A 20,096-nucleotide genomic window follows, 5' to 3' on the forward strand; every position below is an offset into this window, starting at 1 on the left:
GGATTTCCCCGGTGGCGCTGCGCTTACCGGGGCTACAGTCGTAGGCCTGAAAAGCGCAGCGCCATCAGGCAGTTATCACGCGATGATATTCAGGGTCACGTCGATGTTGCCGCGGGTCGCGTTAGAGTACGGGCAAACAATATGCGCCGCATCGACCAGCTTTTTGGCTTCCGCAGGATCCATACCTTCAACGTGGATATTCAGTTTTGCTTCGATACCAAAACCGGTCGGCAGCGGGCCGATACCCACTTCGCCTTCAATAAACGCTTCTTTTGGCAGGGTAAATTTGTCGCGAGCCGCCACAAACTTCATCGCGCCCAGGAAGCAGGCAGAGTAACCCGCAGCAAACAGCTGCTCAGGGTTCGTGACTTCTCCACCCATACCGCCCATCTCTTTGGGCACGCCCAGTTTAACGTCCAGAACTCCATCGGAAGAGGTCGCGCGGCCGTCACGGCCCCCGGTTGCTTTTGCTTTGGCGGTATAAACAACTTTTTCTAAAGACATGGCAGGTTCCTCATCTTACTTTTGTATGCGCTATTAAATAGCGTGCGATGTATGTAGGTAAATAAAGACGCGTAAAGTATAGCCTTACGCGCGTTGAATCTGTTGTCGCAAAAGTTCCAACTGCTGCTTGAGCGCCAGCATGGTGTCGGTATCACACTGTGCGGCGCACCCCACCGCGTGTGGGATACCCAGTGCCTGCTGCTGAAGTTCACGTCCGGCTTCAGTCAGCGTGACGGCGACCTGACGTTCATCTTTACGCGAGCGGTGGCGGTTGATTAGCCCTGCGCTTTCCAGACGCTTCAGAAGCGGCGTCAGCGTTGCGGAGTCAAGGAACAGCCGTTCACCGATGTCCGACACCGTCACGTCATCCTGCTCCCACAGCACCAGCATCACCAGATATTGCGGGTAAGTCAGGTTTAGCGGCGCCAGCAGTTGCCGGTACAGCTTATTAAGCGCCAGATTTGCCGAATAGAGGGCAAAACAGAGCTGGTTATCCAGCAGGAGCGCAGCGGTCGTGTCGTTCGTTTTTGCGTTCATGAAATGAATATAGATTGTGCGCGATTTAATTGCAAGCAATTTTAGGGGCAGGTATAACGCAGCGCCACCTGAACGGCCATTTTACGGTAGTGCTGGCGCTGGGCCTGCTCGTCTGCACCCTCTTCAAACAGCAGGGTGAAGGTGTAGCTGTTGGCAACGTAGTGAAAGCTGAAGCTACTGATCAGACGATGAAGGTCGCGGGCGTCAACCGTCTGGCTGAAAAGCTGTTTTTCTTTGCCCCGGCGCAGGATGCCTTCCAGCAGGTCGAGCGCGCTGCGGTTGACCTGCCGCAGATAGTTTGACTGCTGCATAAAACGGCCGCGCTGCATGTTTTCCATGCAGATAATACGGATGTAATCCGGGTGGTCGGCATGATAGTCAAAGGTGGCTTCAACCAGATGGACCAGCGCTTCGACGGGAGGCATATCCGCCAGGCTAAGCGCCTTTTCACTGGCGCGAATTTGGGTGTAAACGTACTCCAGGACGAGCAGGTAGAGATTTTCTTTGTTTTTAAAATGATAAACGACCATGCGTTTGGTGGTACCTGCTTTCTCCGCGATCTGCTCCATGCGGGCACCGTTCAGTCCAAATTCGGCAAACAGCGCGATAGCGCTCTGAAAAATTTTCTCTTTCAGGCTCGATTCTTCACTGTGATCGGGGTGTTCGCTGCCAGAGTTAGCCACATCCTTTCCTTATTTTTACCAAACGGACCAGAAAGATTATCTCCACGGCAGCGAAATAACACAAATATCAAACGCGCGGGCGTTTGCGGTAGAGCCATAGCCCGGGTATCGACAGCCCGATAGAGAGCGCACCGACGATGGAGGACGCCTTAAGAAAGTTGCTAAGGAGAAGAATCATCTGCGGCTCGGTGTAGCCAAAATGGCTGATTTTCACCGCGGAAATCATCGCCGTATAGGCAGATATGCCGGGGAACATCGGGATAACGGCGGCGACGGTGAACACTTTCGGATGCGCCAGATACCAGCGCGACCACTGAATACCGATGCTGCCGACCAGCATAGAGGCGATAAACGTCGACCATTCGATGTTAAAGCCCGCCGTCATCATCACCATTCGCGAGCCGTGGCCAATTGCACCCAGCAGCGCACACCACGGCAGAGCGCGTTGCGGAACGTTAAATACCATCGCAAAGCCGACGGCAGGAATGGCCGCCAGGGCCATGTCCTGTGCCAGCGCCAGCAGAATATCTATCACGCCCATCCTCGTAACCCCCACAGCGTCATCGCCATCACCACGCCGATGCAGGTCGCCAGCGTCAGCAGGCTGGCGATAGCCCAGCGTGCCAGCCCGGTATTGATGTGCCCTTTAAACATGTCGGCAACGGCGTTAATCAGCGGGAAGCCCGGCACCAGCAGAAGCACGCTGGCGGCCATCGCAATCGTCGGGGTAGCGGCAAACTGCGGCAGGCGCAGCAGCAGGCCAGACACCGTAGTGGCAACAAATGCGGTAATGCAGAAGTTAATTTGCGGGTGCAACTGCCGGTGCGTCAGCAGCTGGCGCACGTACATGGCGATGCTGCTGGCGAAAAAGGTGACGATCGCGCCGTCCCAGCCGCCTTTATTGAGCTTACAAAAACAGGCGCATGACAGCCCCACCATGAGCACGACCAGCCAGCGTGGATAACGTAATGGCTTGATTTGGTTAAAACGTTTTTCAATCTCCTTGAGATCGAGAAGCTTATGCTCAGCCAGGATGACGATGTGCTGGACCTCGGTTACAACGTGCATATTAATGCCGCGGTCGTGATTTTTACGGGTGGACGTAAGACACTGCCCGTCTTTAATGGTGGTCAGCACAATGGCGTTGGATGAGATAGCGCTCTCAACGCTGTCCATCCCCAGCGCCAGCCCCAGCCGGGTTGAAAGCTCCTCGACCAGCGCGCTTTCCGCGCCGTGCTGGAGCAGAAAAAGACCGCACTGAATACAGAGCCGCGTGATAGCACGCTGCGTTGACCGATCTGCCTGCATGTATTATCCCGAAGATAAGGTGAATAGTTGCCGGTTGGCCCGTAATGCCTACTTTTAGCACAAAGTGCAGTGGCTCTTGCTGTGGGTCAGATCAAGGTTTATGCAAACAGTTACCCCCCCCCTCGTCACGACGACTTACAGGATTAATTTATTAATACGATGAATTATTAATTTGAAATAATAAAATATTTGTATTTAGAAATTCTAATTTTATTTTGTTGTTATTTTAATGTCTGCACAATTAAATTGATTTGCGCTTTGTGAGATATTAGCGCTGTTTTAGGCATTTCCTAAACTAAGAACATATCTCATCTTCTGCTTGTATTAATCTTTTTATACTCAGGGAAGAAAATATTTATACCCTGGTGCGTTTTACATGACGCACCGAAGGAAAATGGACACGGAGGGTCTATGTTGTCGTTGCCTGGTAAGCATGGCGTTGTCATTAGCCGGATACCCGTCATGCAGAATGGGTTAGGGGACGTGATGGCACGTCATTTCCCCGATTTTGAATTGACCTACTGCCGCTCACTGCAGGAGTTAACCCTGCTTCAGTTGCGCCGCGCAGATGTGATTATCGCCGACGTTTCAGGCGAATACAGGAACCCACGGGGTACGCTCGAAGAGTATTACCGCTTACTGAACCAGTACCGGGAAATCCACTGGATCTTTTTGGTCTCCCGGCCGTTTTACCCTATTGCCGTTGAGCTGCTTATGCGGCCGGAAAGCACGCTGCTTTCTGATATGGAACCTATCGAAGGTGTCGTTAACGCTATCCGGGCAGGGAGTGAACGCGCAGAACGGATAAGCCAGACGTTATTAACCCCAGAACCTGAGGAAAGTGAGGATGACGAAGAACACTTTATTGCGCTCACGCACTCAGAACGTAAGGTGCTTCGCCTGTTAGGCAAAGGGTGGGGGATTAACCAAATCGCTACGTTGCTTAAAAAGAGCAATAAAACGATCAGTGCGCAGAAAAACAGTGCGATGCGAAGGCTGTCATTGCGGAGTAATGCCGATATGTACGCCTGGATCAACAGTACACAGGGAATGAGAGAGCTGAGTTTAATGTCAGCCTATGGAGAGTTCGAGGAATGGAAAAAACCGATTCAACAAGACATATCGCCATCATCGAAAATTGCTCGATGAGTGCGGTCGGGCTGCAGCATCTTTTTACGCAGCCTGAACTCAGCCAATATCAACTGCACCTGTTTAATGATTTTGATGGCTTTAAGAAAGCACTGCAACACGTGAATTTTTTCTCGCTGATCTATTCGCTTTCCGATGCGCGAGAAGAACGACGTAACTGCCTGGCGCATCTGCGGGATCTCGCGTTTACGCATAGCCATATTCAGCGCATTATCCTGGTCTCGGATGAGATGGAGGCGAGATTGATTAGCCATCTTTCGCCTTCACGTCTTCACGGTGTGGTCAGTAAATCGGTGACCCTTGAACACCTGCTGAAGGAGTTAGTGGTATTGTTGAGCGAAACGCTGCGCATTAATGACAATATGCTTAACCACTGGTACTGCAGTCAGAACCGGATGTTAAGCCCAACGGAAAGAGCAATTTTACGTTATATGTCATGCGGATATTCCATTCCCGAAATCGCGGCGCAGCTTGAACGCAATATCAAGACTATTCGCGCGCATAAGTTTAATGCGATGGTGAAGCTAGGGGTGAATTCTGACGTAGGATTGCTTGATGCAGCGGATATTCTTACCCATCTTCCGGTTAGAGAACCGCGAACTGTGGGGCTAAGCAAACCGACATTTTTGTAACCTGTACCTTTTGCGCGCCAGATATGCCCTGGCGCGTCATTCAGATGCACACATCAACCCACTTTGCTGAAGTCAGCTCTGCCATTCTGTCCGGAGAAATACGTACGGCACTATGGATAGCGCCAGCGGCGGGGAGCACTTCAGCGTATTGTTTTAAAGAGATATCGCAGTAAACCGCAAGTGGGTTTTCAAGCCCAAACGGGCAGACGCCACCAACGGGATGACCCGTCACGGTAACCACTTCATCACTGCTGAGCATGCGTGCTTTCGCGCCAAACGTGTCTTTCAGTTTTTTGTTATCCAGACGCGCATCACCCTTCGCCACCACCAGAATCACCTCATTTTTAACCTTCAACGATAGGGTTTTGGCGATTTGTCCCGGCTCTACACGGTGGGCGGCAGCAGCCAGCGCAACGGTAGCCGTACTCTGGCTAAGTTCTATTACCTCTATTTCCGGCGCGTTGTCGGCAAAAAACTGCTGTACGGACTGCAAACTCATTGTTTCCTCCTGACAAATATCCTGCGTAATCTGTCATAAGAATTTATGCTCTGTAAATATCTCTTAAGTAACAAATATCCAGGATGGCTGATTTCTGGATCCTCTTCACAATCACAGAAACCGGTTACAGTAACCGGTTGCAGAGCGTGATGCGTAGATTAATACTGAGTATGTAACGTCCCCTGTATCCAATAATAAGAGCCAATTATGAAACCATTTCGTCTGAGCAGTACCGCTGGTACGCAAGCCAGCAAGGTTGTGAAGCTGATTTATGGAACAACGTGCGGCGCGAGCGCGCCTGTAATAAACGTCTGACAGGAGATCAACCATGTCTGCCAACCATGCTGCGTTTAATCTGATATTCCGTTTCGTTGAAAATTACGTGAGCCCGATCGCCGGGCGGATCTCGTCCCAGCGTCATGTCATGGCTATCCGTGATGGGTTCATCTCCGCGATGCCGTTCATGATTGTGGGTTCATTTTTATTAGTGTTTGCTTACCCACCGTTTTCGCCTGATACCACCTGGGGTTTCGCACGCGCCTGGCTGGATATGGCGAAGCAGTTTGAAGGCCAGATCCTGACGCCGTTTGATATGACGATGGGCATTATGTCCATTTATATCTGCGCGGCCATCGCCTATAACCTTGGCAAACATTATGTCAAAACGCACCAGCTGGATCCGTTCATGTGCGCCATGCTGTCGCTGATGGCGTTTCTGCTGGTTGCCGCCCCGAAAACCAAAGGCACGCTTCCCGTCGACAGCCTGGGTGGAACGGGTATTTTTACCGCCATTCTGGTGGCAATTTACTGCGTTGAAATGATGCGTTTCCTGAAGGCGCATAACATCGGTATTCGCCTGCCGGACCAGGTGCCGCCGATGATCAAAAACTCCTTTGACCTGCTGATTCCGGTGCTGGTGGTGGTGTTAACGCTTTATCCGCTGAGCCTGGTGATTCAGTCTCAGTTTGACATGCTGATCCCGCAGGCAATTATGTCCATCTTCAAGCCTCTGGTTTCCGCGGCGGATTCGCTGCCCGCGATCCTGCTGGCGGTGTTGATTGGTCATTTGCTGTGGTTCGCCGGGATCCACGGAGCGGCTATTGTCTCCGGGATGCTGCAGATGTTCTGGCTGACTAACCTCGGAGCGAACCAGACCGCGCTGGCTGCCGGCCATCCTCTGCCACATATTTTTATGGAAGCCTTCTGGACGTTCTTCATCGTGATTGGCGGGTCGGGTGCGACGATGGGTCTGGTGATTTGCTATCTGCGCAGCCGTTCAGCGCATTTACGCTCTATTGGCCGATTGAGCGTGGTGCCCAGCTTCTTCAACATCAACGAACCCGTTATCTTCGGTACGCCGATCGTAATGAACCCGGTGTTCTTTATTCCGTTCCTGCTAGCCCCGATGGTTAACGCCTTGCTGGCCTGGGCGGCGATGACGTTTGATCTGATTGGTCGTGTTATTTCAGTGGTTCCCTGGACGGCACCGGCGCCGATAGGCGCAGCATGGGCCCTGGGCTGGGATTTCCGCGCGGCTATCCTGGTTGTGGTTCTGGCCTGCGTGTCGGCAATCATCTACTACCCGTTCTTCAAAGTGTACGAGAAGCAGCTGCTGGAGCAGGAAGCGGAAGAAGCACAGCGTAATGGGGAAGAGGACAATCAGCAGGTGGCTTAAAGACCTTGTGCCGGGTGGTGGCTGCGCCTTACCCGGCCTACGAGTCGAGGTTTTTGTAGGCCCGGTAAGCGAAGCGTCACCGGGCAATTCACTGCACTACTTCAGCGTGCAATCCCCGCACTGCTTAACGTCCGGCAGGCGATAGCGCTGGCAGCAGGTACGGCGTACCAGAAGCCCGTCACGGAGCACAACGGTACGGAATAACGGATTATCGCGACCATCGGAAAGCTGTTTGGCAAAGAAGCAGGACTGGCGCAGGGCCTCCACTTTCTCATCGCCAAGCAGCGGCTTCATTTCTGTTAAATACCAGTGAATTAAATACCCGGTATTACTCCAGATAAGCTTCCCGTTGATCTCGCCCGTTGCTTCAAGTGCCTCTACTACTGGGATCAGGGCCTGGATGACAAGCTGTTCCAGACGTTCCTGAGCAGAGAACTGCTCTGCGCCGCGATCTTCGTGCAGATCAATCCAGAAGCAGGCTGCTCGGCCAGTTTCGTGGAACTCGACGTGAAAATGATCCGGGGAGAGCGCCAGCATGCTCTTTTGGGTTAATACTGCCAGCATGAGTGGGGGAACCATCAGCCCGATATACCACTGTGCCCACAGGGAAAGCAGAGGTTTATTTTCCCGCGTTAGGGTCGGCTGATTGCGATAGATATGGTCGGAATAGGTTGCAAGCAGCGACTGCAGCGTAGAGGGCTGCTGCCACTCAGCGAGCGTCATGGCGTGGTGCGGGGGCGCTTCATCAAGCCTGATAAAGTCCAGCAGGTGGGCGCGCGTCTTAGCAATCTTGTCCCGTATGGCATCCGCAAGCGACGCATTCCCGCTGGTGAGGGGCGCTCGCCAGAGGAGTGGTTCAACGATGTGTGCGGTATGCGTAGCCATAGTTGAGATAGAAATCTAAATGATAATGATTGCCAATCCTAACTATTGCTCATATCAATGGCAAGACTTTTGTCCTGATTAACCGAAGACGCGCTTAAGCGGTTTGTAGCTCTTCACTCAGCAGAATGTTATTGCGACCTAAATGCTTTGCTTCATAGAGGGCTCTGTCCGCTCTCTCCAGAGCGCTTTCCACGTCCTCGTTTTCGAAAATGGCAATACCGATGCTGATGGTGACATTGGTGGCGACGCTTTCGTTGAACAGATGGGGGATTTTCAAATCATAGACTTTCTGACGGATCCGTTCTGCCGTATGGCGGGCGTGTTCAAGTGAAATATTCGTCAGCAGCACCATGAACTCTTCCCCACCGAAACGCGCCACAATATCGCGCGAACGGACGGCATCACGAATTGCCGCAGAGACGCGCTTCAGCGCCTGGTCACCCATCATATGGCCATAATGGTCGTTATAGGCTTTGAAGTGGTCGATATCCATCAAAAGAACAAAATGTTCGCCGTTTTCTACCGCCGGCAGGTTCTCCAGACGGCTCTGCAGGCCGCGACGATTATAGAGCCCGGTTAGCGGGTCCATCATACTGAGATCGGTCAGAGTTTCCCGTTCTTCCAGCAGGCGAGAGAGCAGCTCCTGGGCGAAGCGATCGTTGCGCCGTTGCAAAATGTTATGAATAGCAATAGCCACCACAGGAAGTGCGAAAGAATAGGACATTCTTAGCCATATATCCTGGTCACTTAACCACAGGCAGACAATAAAGGCGGGGAGCGAGTGCAGCGTAAATGCTTTGATATTACTGGCGAAGGCCAGCGTTCCGATAAAAAGCACCGTGAGTAAAGCTATTATCAAATACATCGCCTGGTCATGGGTAATTAGCGAAAATTTCGAATCTATTTGCCAGGCCCACAAAATACCAAAGATTGCTGAAACGGCAGGAATATTTATCTTCCGCGCGCGCTTTTTCCAGTGCCAGACGAACAGGCCAGTACTGATCGCGAAAATAGCAATCAGAGGGGCAGAAAACACGCGTACAGAATAGAGCGGGTTTGTTACCGAGAACACGGCTGACGTTGCGTTCAGAAATAAAAATAAACGTAACGATAATTGATATTTTTTTTGAACCAAAGACCGCCAGGATTGTGATGTCATAGTCGTGCGTTTTTATTAAAACTTAATTAAAACAGATGAATAGGTGTGGTTTCGCACTTAATTATGCAAAAAACTCAAAGCGTAATTATAAGAAAAACTTTATGTGTAGTTAACAGGTGAGCAATTTATCACCTTAGGAAATCTCTGTCATTCTACATAAGGGGAAAGGGCGATTTTTTTTGCTTCACTGCACTGACAAATGATAATTTTTATCATATGATATTGTTTATCATTATCGTTATGAAAGGGCGATGTATGTTGAACAGGGCGCTGGGAAGTGCATGGGGAGTATTGCTGCCGGGCGTAATCCTTGGCGGTTTGATGTTTGCCGATCTCTCCATCGAAAGCTGGAAGGCCATCATTGTGTCAGGGCTGCTGATGACGTCAGGCATGATCTGGCATAAGCACCTACGCCATTATGTGTTACTGCCATCATGCGTCGCATTAGTCAGCGCAATTCTGGTGATAATGATGAGTTTGAAATAACAGGGAAAATAAGAGGTATTACAGAAGGGAGATAAGATAATTGGTGCGAGGGGGGGGACTCGAACCCCCACATCCGTAAGGACACTAACACCTGAAGCTAGCGCGTCTACCAATTCCGCCACCTTCGCACAGTCATCTTACTATTTTTGATATCGCCTCGTTGGTGCGAGGGGGGGGACTCGAACCCCCACATCCGTAAGGACACTAACACCTGAAGCTAGCGCGTCTACCAATTCCGCCACCTTCGCCCAGTGCGAGCAATATCAACGTGATTTATGGTGCGAGGGGGGGGACTCGAACCCCCACATCCGTAAGGACACTAACACCTGAAGCTAGCGCGTCTACCAATTCCGCCACCTTCGCATACCATCGATACTGTAAAAGTATCGTAACCACGGAGGCGCATTCTAGATGTTTTCAGCTTTACGTCAACAGAAAAGTGCGCACCTTTTATTGATTGCTGCAAAAATGGACGGAATTGCGACGCCTGCTTGCCGGATGGCGCTGGCGCTTATCCGGCCTCCATTGTATGGCGAATTATTTCTTTGCCTGACGCGTCATCACGGTGCGGTAGACCTTAAAGCGGCCCGTCTGGGCGATCACTTCGTGGAAGCCGAAGGTTTCGTCCAGCACTTTCGGGTACGCCAGGAAGGCGTTCGCCACGATGCGCAGCTCGCCGCCGCTGTTGAGGTGACGAGTCGCGCCACGGATCAGGGTTTGCGCAGCTTCGAGGCTGGTTTCCATCCCGTCGTGGAACGGCGGGTTAGAGATGATCATGTCAAAGCGGCCGGTGACGTCAGAGAAGACGTTGCTGGCAATCACGTCGCCTTCAATGCCGTTGGCCGCAAGCGTTGCGCGGCTTGCTTCAACCGCAGGGGCGCTCACGTCACACAGGGTTAAGCGCACTTTTGGTGAATGGCTGGCAAGCACCGTTGAAAGCACGCCCGCGCCGCAGCCCACGTCCAGCACTTTGCCTTTGGTGTGCGGCGTCAGGGTGGAGAGCAGCAGCTTGCTGCCCGTATCCAGCGCGTCACGGCTGAAGACACCCGGCAGGGTTTTGATGGTCAGGCCTTCAAGCTGATACTCATCCCAGAAGGTATTGGCATCAAACGTTGTCTGTTTTTCCAGACGGCCATGATACAGACCGCAGCGGCGCGCGCTGTCGACTTTGGTTAGCGGCGCGTAGGCTTCCAGCATCTGCTCGGCGCTACGGACACCGCTGCGGTTTTCACCGACCACGAAAATATCGCAGCCAACCGGCAGCAGGGAGAGCAGGTTCATCAGCTGGAACTGGGCTTCTGGCTTGTTCTTCGGCCAGTAGTAGATCAGCGTATCGCAGTCGGCAATATCGCTCTGCTCCGCCACCAGGCTGAAGCGTGCGCGCTCGCCCATCTGGCGGCTCAGCACCTGCCAGTGGTGGTAGTATTGGGTGTGGGCACGGCTTTCAGCACAGTCGAAACGCGCGGGCAGGTCATCCTGCATATCTCCGGCAAACAGAATACGGCTTTCTTCGAAATCATCACTGTGACGCAGCAAGACTTCACTTGCCGGGGTAAATGCAGACATGAATTGTTCCTCAATAAACTCAGGCGGGGATTATAGTAGGTAGATGGCGCACTTTCGACACATTTGCTATATTTGCGCGCCTGAGAGACAGGAGTTATCCCTATGACATCCCGACGAGACTGGCAGTTGCAGCAGCTGGGCATCACCCAGTGGGCTTTGCGTCGCCCGACGGCGTTGCAGGGCGAAATCGCCATCTCCATCCCCGCGCACGTTCGGCTGGTGATGGTGGCGGAAGAACTGCCTGCCCTGAATGAGCCCCTGATCGGTGATGTCCTTCGCAGCCTGAAGCTGACGCCCGACCAGGTCTTACAGCTGACGCCGGAACGGGTTGCCATGCTTCCTCCTGATAGCCGCTGTAACAGCTGGCGCATCGGAGAGACAAACGACATCTCTCTTCAGGGGAGCCAAATCAGCTCACCAGCGCTGGACGAGCTGAAAGCCAATCCAAAGGCGCGCAGCGCGCTATGGCAACAAATCTGCGAATATGAACACGATTTCTTCCCTCACGACGCCTGACCTGACCGCAGCGTTCGCGATTGAAACACGCGCCCACGCCTTTCCGTGGAGCGAAAAAACGTTTGCCAGCAATCAGGGCGAGCGCTATCTGAACTACCGTCTGGACGTTGACGGCACCCTGGCCGCGTTTGCCATCACGCAGGTGGTTCTTGACGAGGCGACGCTGTTTAACATCGCCGTCGACCCGGCATTTCAGCGCCGTGGGCTGGGCAGAGAACTGCTTGAGCATCTCATTCGTGAGCTCGAAACCCGCGACGTTTTCACCCTGTGGCTGGAGGTGCGCGCGTCGAATGTCGCCGCCATCGCGCTCTATGAAAGCTTAGGCTTTAACGAGGCGACAGTCCGACGTAACTACTACCCCACCGCAGAGGGACGTGAAGACGCCATTATCATGGCTCTGCCAATTGGATAACGAATATAAGGTTGTAACGATGAAATGGGACTGGATTTTCTTTGATGCCGACGAAACGCTGTTTACGTTTGACTCGTTCGGCGGCCTACAGCGGATGTTTCTCGACTATAGCGTGACCTTCACCGCCGAAGATTTTCAGGACTATCAGGCGGTGAACAAGCCGCTGTGGGTGGATTACCAGAACGGTGCCATCACTGCGTTACAACTTCAGCACCAGCGATTTGACGTCTGGGCGGAGCGCTTAAAGGTTAGTCCGGGCACGCTGAACGAGGCTTTCCTTAACGCCATGGCCGATATCTGTGCGCCCCTGCCGGGCGCGGTTTCCCTGCTGAATGCGTTGAAAGGCAAGGTGAAACTGGGGATCATCACCAATGGTTTTACCGCCCTGCAGCAGATCCGCCTTGAGCGCACCGGCCTGCGCGATCATTTTGACGCACTGGTGATCTCGGAAGAGGTCGGCGTGCCGAAACCGGATCCGCGAATTTTCGATTATGCGCTGGCGCAGGCCGGTAATCCCGACCGCGATCGCGTGCTGATGGTGGGTGATACCGCAGAGTCTGATATTCTTGGAGGTATGAAGTCAGGTTTGTCGACCGTCTGGCTGAATGCGCATGGCCGCGTGAAGCCTGAAGGCATCGAGCCAACCTGGACCGTCACGTCATTGACCGAACTGGAGCAACTCCTGTGTAAACAATGATTGCCTGCCCCCCGTTGATGGGTAAAATAGCCGCAATTTTGTATTCCATGATGCGTGGCGTGCTGCCGCGCTTATAAAAGAAGATTTAATTATGACGTTGTCTCCTTATCTGCAAGAGGTGGCCAAGCGCCGTACTTTTGCCATTATCTCGCACCCGGATGCCGGTAAAACGACCATCACCGAGAAGGTGTTGCTGTTCGGACAGGCGATCCAGACTGCGGGTACCGTTAAAGGCCGTGGCTCCAGCCAGCATGCAAAATCTGACTGGATGGAGATGGAAAAGCAGCGTGGTATTTCGATTACCACCTCCGTGATGCAGTTCCCGTATCACGACTGCCTGGTGAACCTGCTGGACACCCCGGGGCACGAAGACTTCTCCGAAGATACCTACCGTACCCTGACGGCGGTGGACTGCTGTCTGATGGTGATCGACGCCGCGAAGGGTGTAGAAGATCGTACCCGCAAGCTGATGGAAGTTACCCGTCTGCGCGATACGCCGATCCTCACCTTTATGAACAAACTCGACCGTGACATCCGTGACCCGATGGAGCTGATGGATGAAGTGGAAAACGAGCTGAAGATCGCCTGTGCGCCAATCACCTGGCCAATTGGCTGCGGTAAGCTGTTCAAAGGGGTTTATCACCTCTATAAAGACGAAACTTACCTGTATCAGACCGGTAAAGGCCACACCATTCAGGAAGTGCGCATTGTGAAAGGTCTGGACAACCCGGATCTCGATGCCGCCGTTGGCGAAGAGCTGGCCGCGCAGCTGCGCGACGAGCTGGAGCTGGTGAAGGGTGCGTCTCACGAGTTCGACAAAGAACTGTTCCTGAGCGGCGAAATTACCCCGGTCTTCTTCGGTACCGCGCTGGGTAACTTCGGCGTTGACCACATGCTGGACGGTCTGGTGGAGTGGGCACCTCAGCCGATGCCGCGTAAAACCGACACCCGCGAAGTGGAAGCGAAAGAAGAGAAGTTCACCGGCTTCGTCTTTAAAATTCAGGCCAACATGGACCCGAAACACCGCGACCGCGTGGCCTTCATGCGCGTGGTGTCCGGTAAGTATGAGAAAGGCATGAAGCTGCGCCAGGTGCGCATCGGTAAAGATGTCGTGATTTCCGACGCGCTGACCTTTATGGCGGGCGACCGTTCGCACGTTGAAGAGGCATATCCGGGCGACATCATCGGTCTGCACAACCACGGTACGATCCAGATCGGCGATACCTTCACCCAGGGCGAGATGATGAAGTTCACGGGTATTCCGAACTTCGCACCGGAGCTGTTCCGTCGCATTCGTCTGCGCGATCCGTTGAAGCAGAAACAGCTGCTGAAAGGCCTTGTTCAGCTCTCTGAAGAGGGTGCCGTCCAGGTGTTCCGTCCAATCGCCAACAACGATCTGATTGTCGGCGCGGTCGGTGTGCTGCAGTTCGACGTGGTGGTTGCGCGCCTGAAGAGCGAGTACAACGTGGAAGCGATTTACGAATCGGTCAACGTGGCGACAGCGCGCTGGGTTGAGTGTTCTGACGTGAAGAAATTCGAAGAATTTAAGCGTAAGAACGAAATTCAGCTGGCGCTCGATGGCGGCGACAACCTGACCTATATCGCGCCAACGATGGTCAACCTGAACCTGACGCAGGAACGTTATCCAGACGTTCAGTTCCGCAAAACGCGCGAACACTAATCCCCTCCCGGAGCACGGCAATCGCCGTGCTCTTCTTTTATTCCTGTCTTATTAGTCCCTTGCGGAATGTTCTTAATTCACCGCAAATTCACGCTATTCGCGCGTTTTTTACGCAATTCTGAAAGCGGCATTGTGAGAGTGATCTATATTTAACTCAGTGTTTAGCACCGGGCATGGATGAATTAACTGTTCAATGCATGTCGATTGGTTCTCCATTTCACCCGTGTGTTTATTCGCGATATATAAAACTACTAAGGAAGTATTTAGCCCGAATAACGGGTAAAACACAGGAATACATCGATGAATATGACAAGACTGAAGATTTCTAAAACTCTGCTGGCTGTAACACTGGGTAGCGTTCTGGTTAGCGGTTCCGCCCTGGCGGAAAGCAGCACCATGGATAAAGCACAGTCCACGGCCGACACCGCAGGGCAAAAAATCGATAGCTCTATGAATAAAGTCGGTAATTTCATGGACGACAGCTCTATCACAGCAAAAGTGAAAGCCGCACTGGTGGATGATGAAGCCATCAAGAGCACCGATATTTCCGTTAAGACCGACAAAAAGGTCGTTACCCTGAGTGGCTTTGTTGAAAGCCAGGCCCAGGCCGAACAGGCTGTGAAGGTGGCGAAGGGTGTCGAAGGTGTCGCATCCGTGAGCGATAAACTGCACGTTCGCGACGGTAAAAACGCCTCGGTGAAAGGTTATGCCGGTGATGCCGCTACTACCAGCGAAATCAAAGCTAAACTGTTAGCAGATGACATCGTGCCGTCTCGTAAGGTGAAAGTGGAAACCACCGATGGCGTGGTTCAGCTTTCCGGTACGGTTGATTCACAGGCGCAAAGTGAACGCGCCGAGTCAATTGCGAAAGCCATTGATGGTGTTAAAAGCGTTAAAAACGATCTGAAAACGAAGTAATTCTGGACCATTCGCCCGTAAGGTTTAACCCTGCGGGCGAAATAAGAACGACTCTGGAAAAACGCCGGTGAGTGACCTGAGCGCTCACGTTTAGCGGCCGACATTAACTATGGTAAAGGAGAAGCTTATGTTTCGTTGGGGCATTATATTTCTGGTTATCGCGTTAATTGCCGCCGCATTGGGCTTTGGTGGTCTGGCAGGTACAGCGGCATGGGCAGCTAAAATTGTCTTCGTCGTCGGTATTATTCTGTTCCTGGTCAGCCTGTTTACGGGTCGTAGACGTCCGTAGCAAACGCAATATTCCTTCAACAAAATAAAGCCAGTCACTGCGACTGGCTTTTTCTTATTTGCGTTACAGGTCGGGTGCGTTACTGTGGAGTGATAAAATAATCAAAAAAGGAAAGCAGAGGTGGGGCAACGAATTCCCGTTACGCTCGGCAATATTGCGCCGCTGACGTTAAAACCGTTTAGTGCGGGTCAACTCGCACTGGTCTGCGAGGGGGGAGGACAGCGCGGCATTTTCACCGCCGGCGTGCTGGATGAATTTATGCGCGCGCAGTTCAACCCGTTTGACCTCTACTTCGGCACGTCCGCCGGGGCGCAGAATCTCTCTGCCTATGTCTGTAACCAGCCCGGCTACGCGCGAAAAGTGATCATGCGCTTCACCACGGCGAAAGAATTTTTTAACCCGGTGCGCTTCGTGCGCGGCGGCAACCTGATCGATCTCGACTGGCTGCTGGAGTCGACCTCCAGCCAGATGCCGCTGGCCATGGATACCGCTGCCCGCCTGTTTGATAGCGGCAAAGAATTCTGGATGTGCGCCAGCCGGGGGGATGACTATTCGCCGGGCTATTTCTCACCGCAGAAGGAGAACTGGCTCGACATCATCCGCGCCTCCAGCGCTATTCCCGGTTTTTATCGTACCGGCGCGCTGCTGGATGGCATCAGCTATCTGGACGGCGGCATCAGCGACGCGGTGCCGGTGCAGGAAGCCGCGCGACGCGGGGCGAAAACTATCGTGGTGATCCGTACCGTTCCGTCGCAAATGTATTACACCCCCCAGTGGTTTAAGCGGATGGAGCGCTGGCTGGGCGACAGCAGCCTGCAGCCGCTGGTGAACATCGCGAAGCAGCATGAAATCACCTACGGCGCGATGCAGCGCTTTATTGAAAAACCCCCGGGCAAGCTGCGCATCTTTGAAATTTATCCGCCTAAGCCGCTGCTGAGCATGGCGTTGGGCAGCCGGTTGCCTGCGTTGCGTATGGATTACAAAACGGGGCGGCTGTGCGGGCGTTACTTCCTGGCGACCGTCGGGAAAATGCTGGCCGAGCAACCGCCTCTGCATCGGCATAAACGCATTATTACGCCACCTGCAATTGTCGCCAATGACGCCCTGACCATGCCGCTGGTGGACATTCCGCAGGCGAATGACGCTTTACTGGATAATGAGGATCTGGCGTGACGCACCGCTTTGTTGATACCCACTGCCATTTTGATTTTCCGCCGTTTACGGGGAATGAAGCGCAAAGCATTGCGAAAGCTGCCGAAGCCGGCGTGCAGGCCATCATTGTGCCGTCGGTTGAAGCGGCCTATTTTACCCGCGTGCTGGATCTTTCCGCGCGATACTCCGCGCTTTATGCCGCGCTCGGCCTGCATCCGATTGTGATTGAGCGCCATCGTGATGAGCATCTTGAAGAGCTGGATCGGGTGCTGCAACGTGCAGGAGAGAAACTTGTCGCTATTGGCGAGATCGGCCTCGATCTCTATCGCGAAGATCCGCAGTTTGAACGCCAGCAGACGATCCTGGACGCGCAGCTTCGGCTGGCAAAGCGTCACGATCTGCCGGTGATCCTCCACTCCCGACGCACTCATGACAAACTGGCGATGCACCTGAAGCGCATCGACCTGCCGCGAAGAGGCGTAGTGCATGGTTTTTCCGGCAGCCTGCAGCAGGCGCAGCGTTTTATTGAACTGGGCTATAAAATTGGCGTCGGTGGCACCATCTCCTATCCGCGCGCCAGTAAAACCCGTGACGTAATGGCGCAGCTGCCTCTCTCTGCGCTGTTACTGGAAACGGATGCCCCCGATATGCCGCTGAATGGTTTTCAGGGGCAGCCGAATCGCCCGGAACAGGCGGCGCGGGTATTTGACGTGCTGTGCGAACTGCGTCAGGAACCTGAAGAGGTCATTGCCAGCGCGCTGCTCGAAAATACCCGTTCGGTTTTTGGTATCACGCTATAGATATAGCGCCGGACGAATCACCGTTATCTTCTGTTTTTCCAGCGCCCGCGCCAGCGGTTCAATATCCTCCTGCGTGGCGCTGCGCCATGACGCCGCCTCGCCGTAGACCCCGTGTGCATGAAACGCGTTAATACGCACCGGAACATTCCCCAGCTCGAGGATGAACGCGATCAACGGTTTGATATGTTCCAGATAATCACACTGTTCCGGGATGACCAGCAAGCGGAGCTCCGTCAAACGGTGACGGTCTGCCAGCCAGCGAATGCTCTCCTTAATCTGCGGGTTTTCGCGTCCGGTCAGGAAGCGGTGATGTTCATTCCCCCACGCTTTGAGATCCAGCATTGCGCCATCCAGCACCGGCAGCAGTTTTTGCCAGCCGGTTTCGCTTAGCAGACCGTTGCTGTCTACCAGGCAGGTTAAATGATGTAGCTCAGGATCGGTTTTGATCGCGGTAAACAGGGCGATCAAAAACGGCAGTTGGGTTGTGGCTTCGCCGCCGCTCACGGTGATCCCTTCGATAAAGGGCGCGGATTTACGGACCTGAACGAGGATCTCGTCGACGCTCAGGCGGTGCGCCATGGGCGTGGCCTGCTGCTGGCACAGGCGCAGGCAGGTGTCGCACTGCTGGCAGTGACTCTCCTGCCACCAGACGCGTCCGGCCTGAATGGTCAGCGCGTCGTGCGGGCAGTGGGGCACGCAGTCCCCGCAATCGTTGCAGCGCCCGATGGTCCACGGGTTGTGGCAGGTTTTGCAGCGCAGGTTGCAGCCCTGCAGGAACAGCGCCAGGCGGCTGCCCGGCCCGTCCACGCAGGAGAAGGGGATGACCTGACTAACTAAAGCGCATCTGCTGTTCATGGCTTATCACGCGCGGCTGACGTTCCAGAATACGGGTATTGCGTGCGGCCTCTTCCCCCAGCCACGTGGTGTTCGTTCTTGAACCCGCTTCCCGGTATTTCTCCAGATCCGACAAGCGAACCATATAGCCGGTCACGCGTACCAGATCGTTACCGGCCACATTCGCGGTGAACTCACGCATACCGGCCCTGAACGCCCCCAGGCAAAGCTGAACCACCGCCTGCGGATTGCGTTTTACCGTCTCATCCAGCGTTAAAATATCGCTGATCCCGGAATGATAGTGTTTATGGTGTGGCGCTACGGCCAGCAGATGACTGACAGGATCCGGCTCGTCACCGTACGGCAGACGCGCCCCCGGCGTGGTGCCCGAATCGGAGCTGATGCCTGACTGGGCGTGCAGCATCGCGCGATGCTTCCAGCCGTGCCTCACCGACGTATTTTCAACAAACGCCGCAAGCTGTTCGCTGATGCGATAACCCAGCGCGTTGGCCTGCTCGTCTTTCCCGTAACGCCCCGCCATGCCTGCTTTCTTACACAGTACGTTCACCGCTTCGGCAAGACCGTACATGCCAAACATCGGCACAAACCGATCGGCATCAATCAGCCCCTCTTTTACCAGGAAGCTATTCTGAAAGAAGCCGGATTGCCCGTACAGAAAATCGCAGCGCGCATCGATGATGGCGATTTGCTGCTGGCAGTAGTGCGGTAGCGTGTGGGTGAAGAAGTCGTCAATGGATGTGCTGTGTTCGGCGATTGCCTTGAGGTTAAGGCGCACCAGGGTGCTGCCACCGCCCGCCAGCGGCAGAGAGTTGTAACAGCTCACCACGCCAAAACGCCCTTTTGTGAAAATTTTATCATTCACCGGACCGTTTGAAATATGCGGTTTGCTGCATTCACAAATGTTTTTTGCCACCTCAAGCAGTAAATCGTCTGGGGTGATCTCAGGATCGTAGATAAAGGTCAGATTGGGCGCAACCTGCTTCAGTTCAGCATCTGCACGCAGAATGGCACGGGTGACAGGGCCGTCGGCGGGCCCGATGTTGGCATGCATAAACGCATCGGGCAGCGTTCTGTCGAGATAGCGCCAGAAACGTTTTATTCGGCTATCGATTTCTTCTTGTGTTAGAATTCTAACATACGGGTTCAGTAGCGCATCAAGCTGCCCCAGATAGACCGGCATTGATGTCACTGAAGGAACATGGTGATAGAGAATAGTTAACAGAGAGAGGGCGTCATCAAGATCTTTCGCGCCTTCCAGCTCCAGCCATTCCGAACCGTTAGCCAGGAATTTTTCATAATCCGGCAGCACGTAACGCGGTTTGTAGGGGGCATGACCTTCGTACATGTCGCAGATAAACCCCTCGTCCAGCGCGGCGCGGGCGGCCGGAGATAGCGTCGGGTAGGGCAGGTAATTTTCCGCTTCCAGCGCCAGAAAATGACGTTTTTGCTCCGGGGTTAACAGCGGGCTTGTCACAATGTGCTGGCAACGTTGTTGCAGGGCGTCGGGCATGTTCACTTCCTTGAATGTTCTGCGGATGATGAACGGATTGTAGGAAGCCAGCCTGCCGGCGCTTTTGATCCAACAAGGGGTATCGCTGCTTTAGTCAGCAATTTGCACGCTAAAGTTTGAAGAAGATCTCATTACAGTAATGCAAATTTGTACGCAGTTTTCATTAACTGTGATGAATGTCGA

The 20,096-nt window shown here is 53.6% G+C and carries 23 protein-coding genes and 3 tRNA genes; 12 read left to right on the forward strand and 14 right to left on the reverse strand.

Features of this window, described 5'->3' with window-relative positions:
- Window positions 1-75: 75 nt before the first annotated feature.
- The 5 genes from AC2FAJ_RS11655 to AC2FAJ_RS11675 all read right to left on the reverse strand — a co-directional run bounded on the left by AC2FAJ_RS11655 (window position 76) and on the right by AC2FAJ_RS11675 (window position 3,032).
- Window positions 76-504, reverse strand: coding sequence for an organic hydroperoxide resistance protein (locus AC2FAJ_RS11655; protein WP_013095463.1), 429 nt, complete (start codon window positions 502-504; stop codon window positions 76-78).
- Window positions 505-588: 84 nt separating this feature from the next.
- A complete protein-coding gene (locus AC2FAJ_RS11660; protein ID WP_028015419.1) occupies window positions 589-1,041 on the reverse strand; it encodes a MarR family winged helix-turn-helix transcriptional regulator in 453 nt (150 codons plus the stop codon).
- Window positions 1,042-1,082: 41 nt separating this feature from the next.
- Window positions 1,083-1,724 carry a TetR/AcrR family transcriptional regulator gene (locus tag AC2FAJ_RS11665; protein ID WP_028015420.1) on the reverse strand — a complete coding sequence of 214 codons (642 nt, stop codon included), beginning with the start codon at window positions 1,722-1,724 and terminating at the stop codon, window positions 1,083-1,085.
- Window positions 1,725-1,791: 67 nt separating this feature from the next.
- Window positions 1,792-2,265 (reverse strand): threonine/serine exporter, encoded by a 474-nt coding sequence (locus AC2FAJ_RS11670; RefSeq protein ID WP_060573279.1) that lies wholly within the window; start codon window positions 2,263-2,265, stop codon window positions 1,792-1,794.
- A complete protein-coding gene (locus AC2FAJ_RS11675) occupies window positions 2,256-3,032 on the reverse strand; it encodes a threonine/serine exporter family protein (protein WP_028015422.1) in 777 nt (258 codons plus the stop codon). The genes AC2FAJ_RS11670 and AC2FAJ_RS11675 overlap by 10 nt, the downstream gene beginning before the upstream one ends.
- Before the next feature lie 411 nt (window positions 3,033-3,443).
- Between AC2FAJ_RS11675 and AC2FAJ_RS11680 the strand changes: the two genes are divergently transcribed.
- Both AC2FAJ_RS11680 and bglJ read left to right on the forward strand, forming a co-directional pair.
- The gene (locus tag AC2FAJ_RS11680) at window positions 3,444-4,181 is read left to right on the forward strand and encodes a helix-turn-helix transcriptional regulator (protein ID WP_045259518.1); all 738 of its coding nucleotides are present in this window, start codon (window positions 3,444-3,446) and stop codon (window positions 4,179-4,181) included.
- The gene (gene bglJ, locus AC2FAJ_RS11685; protein ID WP_041911299.1) at window positions 4,178-4,813 is read left to right on the forward strand and encodes a DNA-binding transcriptional activator BglJ; all 636 of its coding nucleotides are present in this window, start codon (window positions 4,178-4,180) and stop codon (window positions 4,811-4,813) included. Before AC2FAJ_RS11680 ends, bglJ begins: the two co-directional genes overlap by 4 nt.
- 40 nt (window positions 4,814-4,853) lie before the next feature.
- Here the strand turns inward: bglJ and AC2FAJ_RS11690 are convergent, their stop codons facing one another.
- Window positions 4,854-5,312, reverse strand: a complete 459-nt coding sequence (locus AC2FAJ_RS11690; protein ID WP_023331967.1) for a YbaK/EbsC family protein — start codon at window positions 5,310-5,312, stop codon at window positions 4,854-4,856.
- A 328-nt stretch (window positions 5,313-5,640) separates the two neighbouring features.
- Between AC2FAJ_RS11690 and AC2FAJ_RS11695 the strand changes: the two genes are divergently transcribed.
- Window positions 5,641-6,987, forward strand: coding sequence for a PTS sugar transporter subunit IIC (locus AC2FAJ_RS11695; protein ID WP_447087839.1), 1,347 nt, complete (start codon window positions 5,641-5,643; stop codon window positions 6,985-6,987).
- 96 nt (window positions 6,988-7,083) lie between these two features.
- Here AC2FAJ_RS11695 and fhuF read toward each other — a convergent pair whose 3' ends face one another.
- Window positions 7,084-7,872: a siderophore-iron reductase FhuF gene (fhuF, locus tag AC2FAJ_RS11700; protein WP_028015426.1), complete on the reverse strand. Its 789-nt coding sequence runs from the start codon at window positions 7,870-7,872 to the stop codon at window positions 7,084-7,086.
- Window positions 7,873-7,966: 94 nt separating this feature from the next.
- Window positions 7,967-9,031 (reverse strand): GGDEF domain-containing protein, encoded by a 1,065-nt coding sequence (locus AC2FAJ_RS11705; protein ID WP_041911298.1) that lies wholly within the window; start codon window positions 9,029-9,031, stop codon window positions 7,967-7,969.
- A 216-nt stretch (window positions 9,032-9,247) separates the two neighbouring features.
- On the opposite strand from AC2FAJ_RS11705, the gene AC2FAJ_RS11710 reads away from it, so the two are divergent.
- Complete coding sequence (locus AC2FAJ_RS11710; RefSeq protein WP_032644970.1) at window positions 9,248-9,517, forward strand: DUF1435 domain-containing protein; 270 nt, start codon at window positions 9,248-9,250, stop codon at window positions 9,515-9,517.
- Window positions 9,518-9,558: 41 nt separating this feature from the next.
- Here the strand turns inward: AC2FAJ_RS11710 and AC2FAJ_RS11715 are convergent.
- From AC2FAJ_RS11715 to rsmC, 4 genes are all read right to left on the reverse strand, one after another.
- Window positions 9,559-9,645: transfer RNA gene (locus tag AC2FAJ_RS11715), tRNA-Leu, on the reverse strand.
- Between the two features lie 33 nt (window positions 9,646-9,678).
- A tRNA-Leu gene (locus AC2FAJ_RS11720) sits at window positions 9,679-9,765 on the reverse strand.
- Window positions 9,766-9,793: 28 nt separating this feature from the next.
- Window positions 9,794-9,880, reverse strand: a tRNA-Leu gene (locus tag AC2FAJ_RS11725).
- Between the two features lie 174 nt (window positions 9,881-10,054).
- Window positions 10,055-11,083 (reverse strand): 16S rRNA (guanine(1207)-N(2))-methyltransferase RsmC, encoded by a 1,029-nt coding sequence (gene rsmC / locus AC2FAJ_RS11730; RefSeq protein WP_045631113.1) that lies wholly within the window; start codon window positions 11,081-11,083, stop codon window positions 10,055-10,057.
- A 102-nt stretch (window positions 11,084-11,185) separates the two neighbouring features.
- Between rsmC and AC2FAJ_RS11735 the strand changes: the two genes are divergently transcribed.
- The 8 genes from AC2FAJ_RS11735 (at window position 11,186) to AC2FAJ_RS11770 (ending at window position 17,548) form a co-directional block, all read left to right on the forward strand.
- Window positions 11,186-11,599: a DNA polymerase III subunit psi gene (locus AC2FAJ_RS11735; protein WP_041911296.1), complete on the forward strand. Its 414-nt coding sequence runs from the start codon at window positions 11,186-11,188 to the stop codon at window positions 11,597-11,599.
- Window positions 11,568-12,011: a ribosomal protein S18-alanine N-acetyltransferase gene (gene rimI, locus AC2FAJ_RS11740; RefSeq protein WP_028015431.1), complete on the forward strand. Its 444-nt coding sequence runs from the start codon at window positions 11,568-11,570 to the stop codon at window positions 12,009-12,011. The genes AC2FAJ_RS11735 and rimI overlap by 32 nt, the downstream gene beginning before the upstream one ends.
- A 19-nt stretch (window positions 12,012-12,030) precedes the next feature.
- Entirely contained in the window at window positions 12,031-12,708 is a 678-nt protein-coding gene (gene yjjG / locus AC2FAJ_RS11745) for a pyrimidine 5'-nucleotidase (protein ID WP_041911295.1), read from the forward strand.
- A gap of 91 nt (window positions 12,709-12,799) precedes the next feature.
- Entirely contained in the window at window positions 12,800-14,389 is a 1,590-nt protein-coding gene (prfC, locus tag AC2FAJ_RS11750; RefSeq protein WP_028015433.1) for a peptide chain release factor 3, read from the forward strand.
- 300 nt (window positions 14,390-14,689) lie between these two features.
- Entirely contained in the window at window positions 14,690-15,307 is a 618-nt protein-coding gene (osmY, locus tag AC2FAJ_RS11755) for a molecular chaperone OsmY (protein WP_028015434.1), read from the forward strand.
- Window positions 15,308-15,434: 127 nt separating this feature from the next.
- Window positions 15,435-15,596, forward strand: coding sequence for a DUF1328 domain-containing protein (locus tag AC2FAJ_RS11760; RefSeq protein ID WP_003856556.1), 162 nt, complete (start codon window positions 15,435-15,437; stop codon window positions 15,594-15,596).
- 120 nt (window positions 15,597-15,716) lie between these two features.
- The gene (locus AC2FAJ_RS11765) at window positions 15,717-16,769 is read left to right on the forward strand and encodes a patatin-like phospholipase family protein (protein WP_485454175.1); all 1,053 of its coding nucleotides are present in this window, start codon (window positions 15,717-15,719) and stop codon (window positions 16,767-16,769) included.
- On the forward strand, window positions 16,766-17,548 hold the full coding sequence (locus tag AC2FAJ_RS11770; RefSeq protein WP_485454176.1) for a TatD family hydrolase: 783 nt from the start codon (window positions 16,766-16,768) through the stop codon (window positions 17,546-17,548). The genes AC2FAJ_RS11765 and AC2FAJ_RS11770 overlap by 4 nt, the downstream gene beginning before the upstream one ends.
- Here AC2FAJ_RS11770 and AC2FAJ_RS11775 read toward each other — a convergent pair.
- Window positions 17,543-18,403 (reverse strand): YjjW family glycine radical enzyme activase, encoded by an 861-nt coding sequence (locus AC2FAJ_RS11775; protein ID WP_049137690.1) that lies wholly within the window; start codon window positions 18,401-18,403, stop codon window positions 17,543-17,545. The two genes, AC2FAJ_RS11770 and AC2FAJ_RS11775, sit on opposite strands and share 6 nt — an antisense overlap.
- Complete coding sequence (locus tag AC2FAJ_RS11780; RefSeq protein ID WP_485454177.1) at window positions 18,378-19,913, reverse strand: YjjI family glycine radical enzyme; 1,536 nt, start codon at window positions 19,911-19,913, stop codon at window positions 18,378-18,380. The genes AC2FAJ_RS11775 and AC2FAJ_RS11780 overlap by 26 nt, the downstream gene beginning before the upstream one ends.
- Window positions 19,914-20,096 lie beyond the last annotated feature (183 nt).

Source organism: Enterobacter cloacae complex sp. 385G4 (assembly GCF_057320665.1).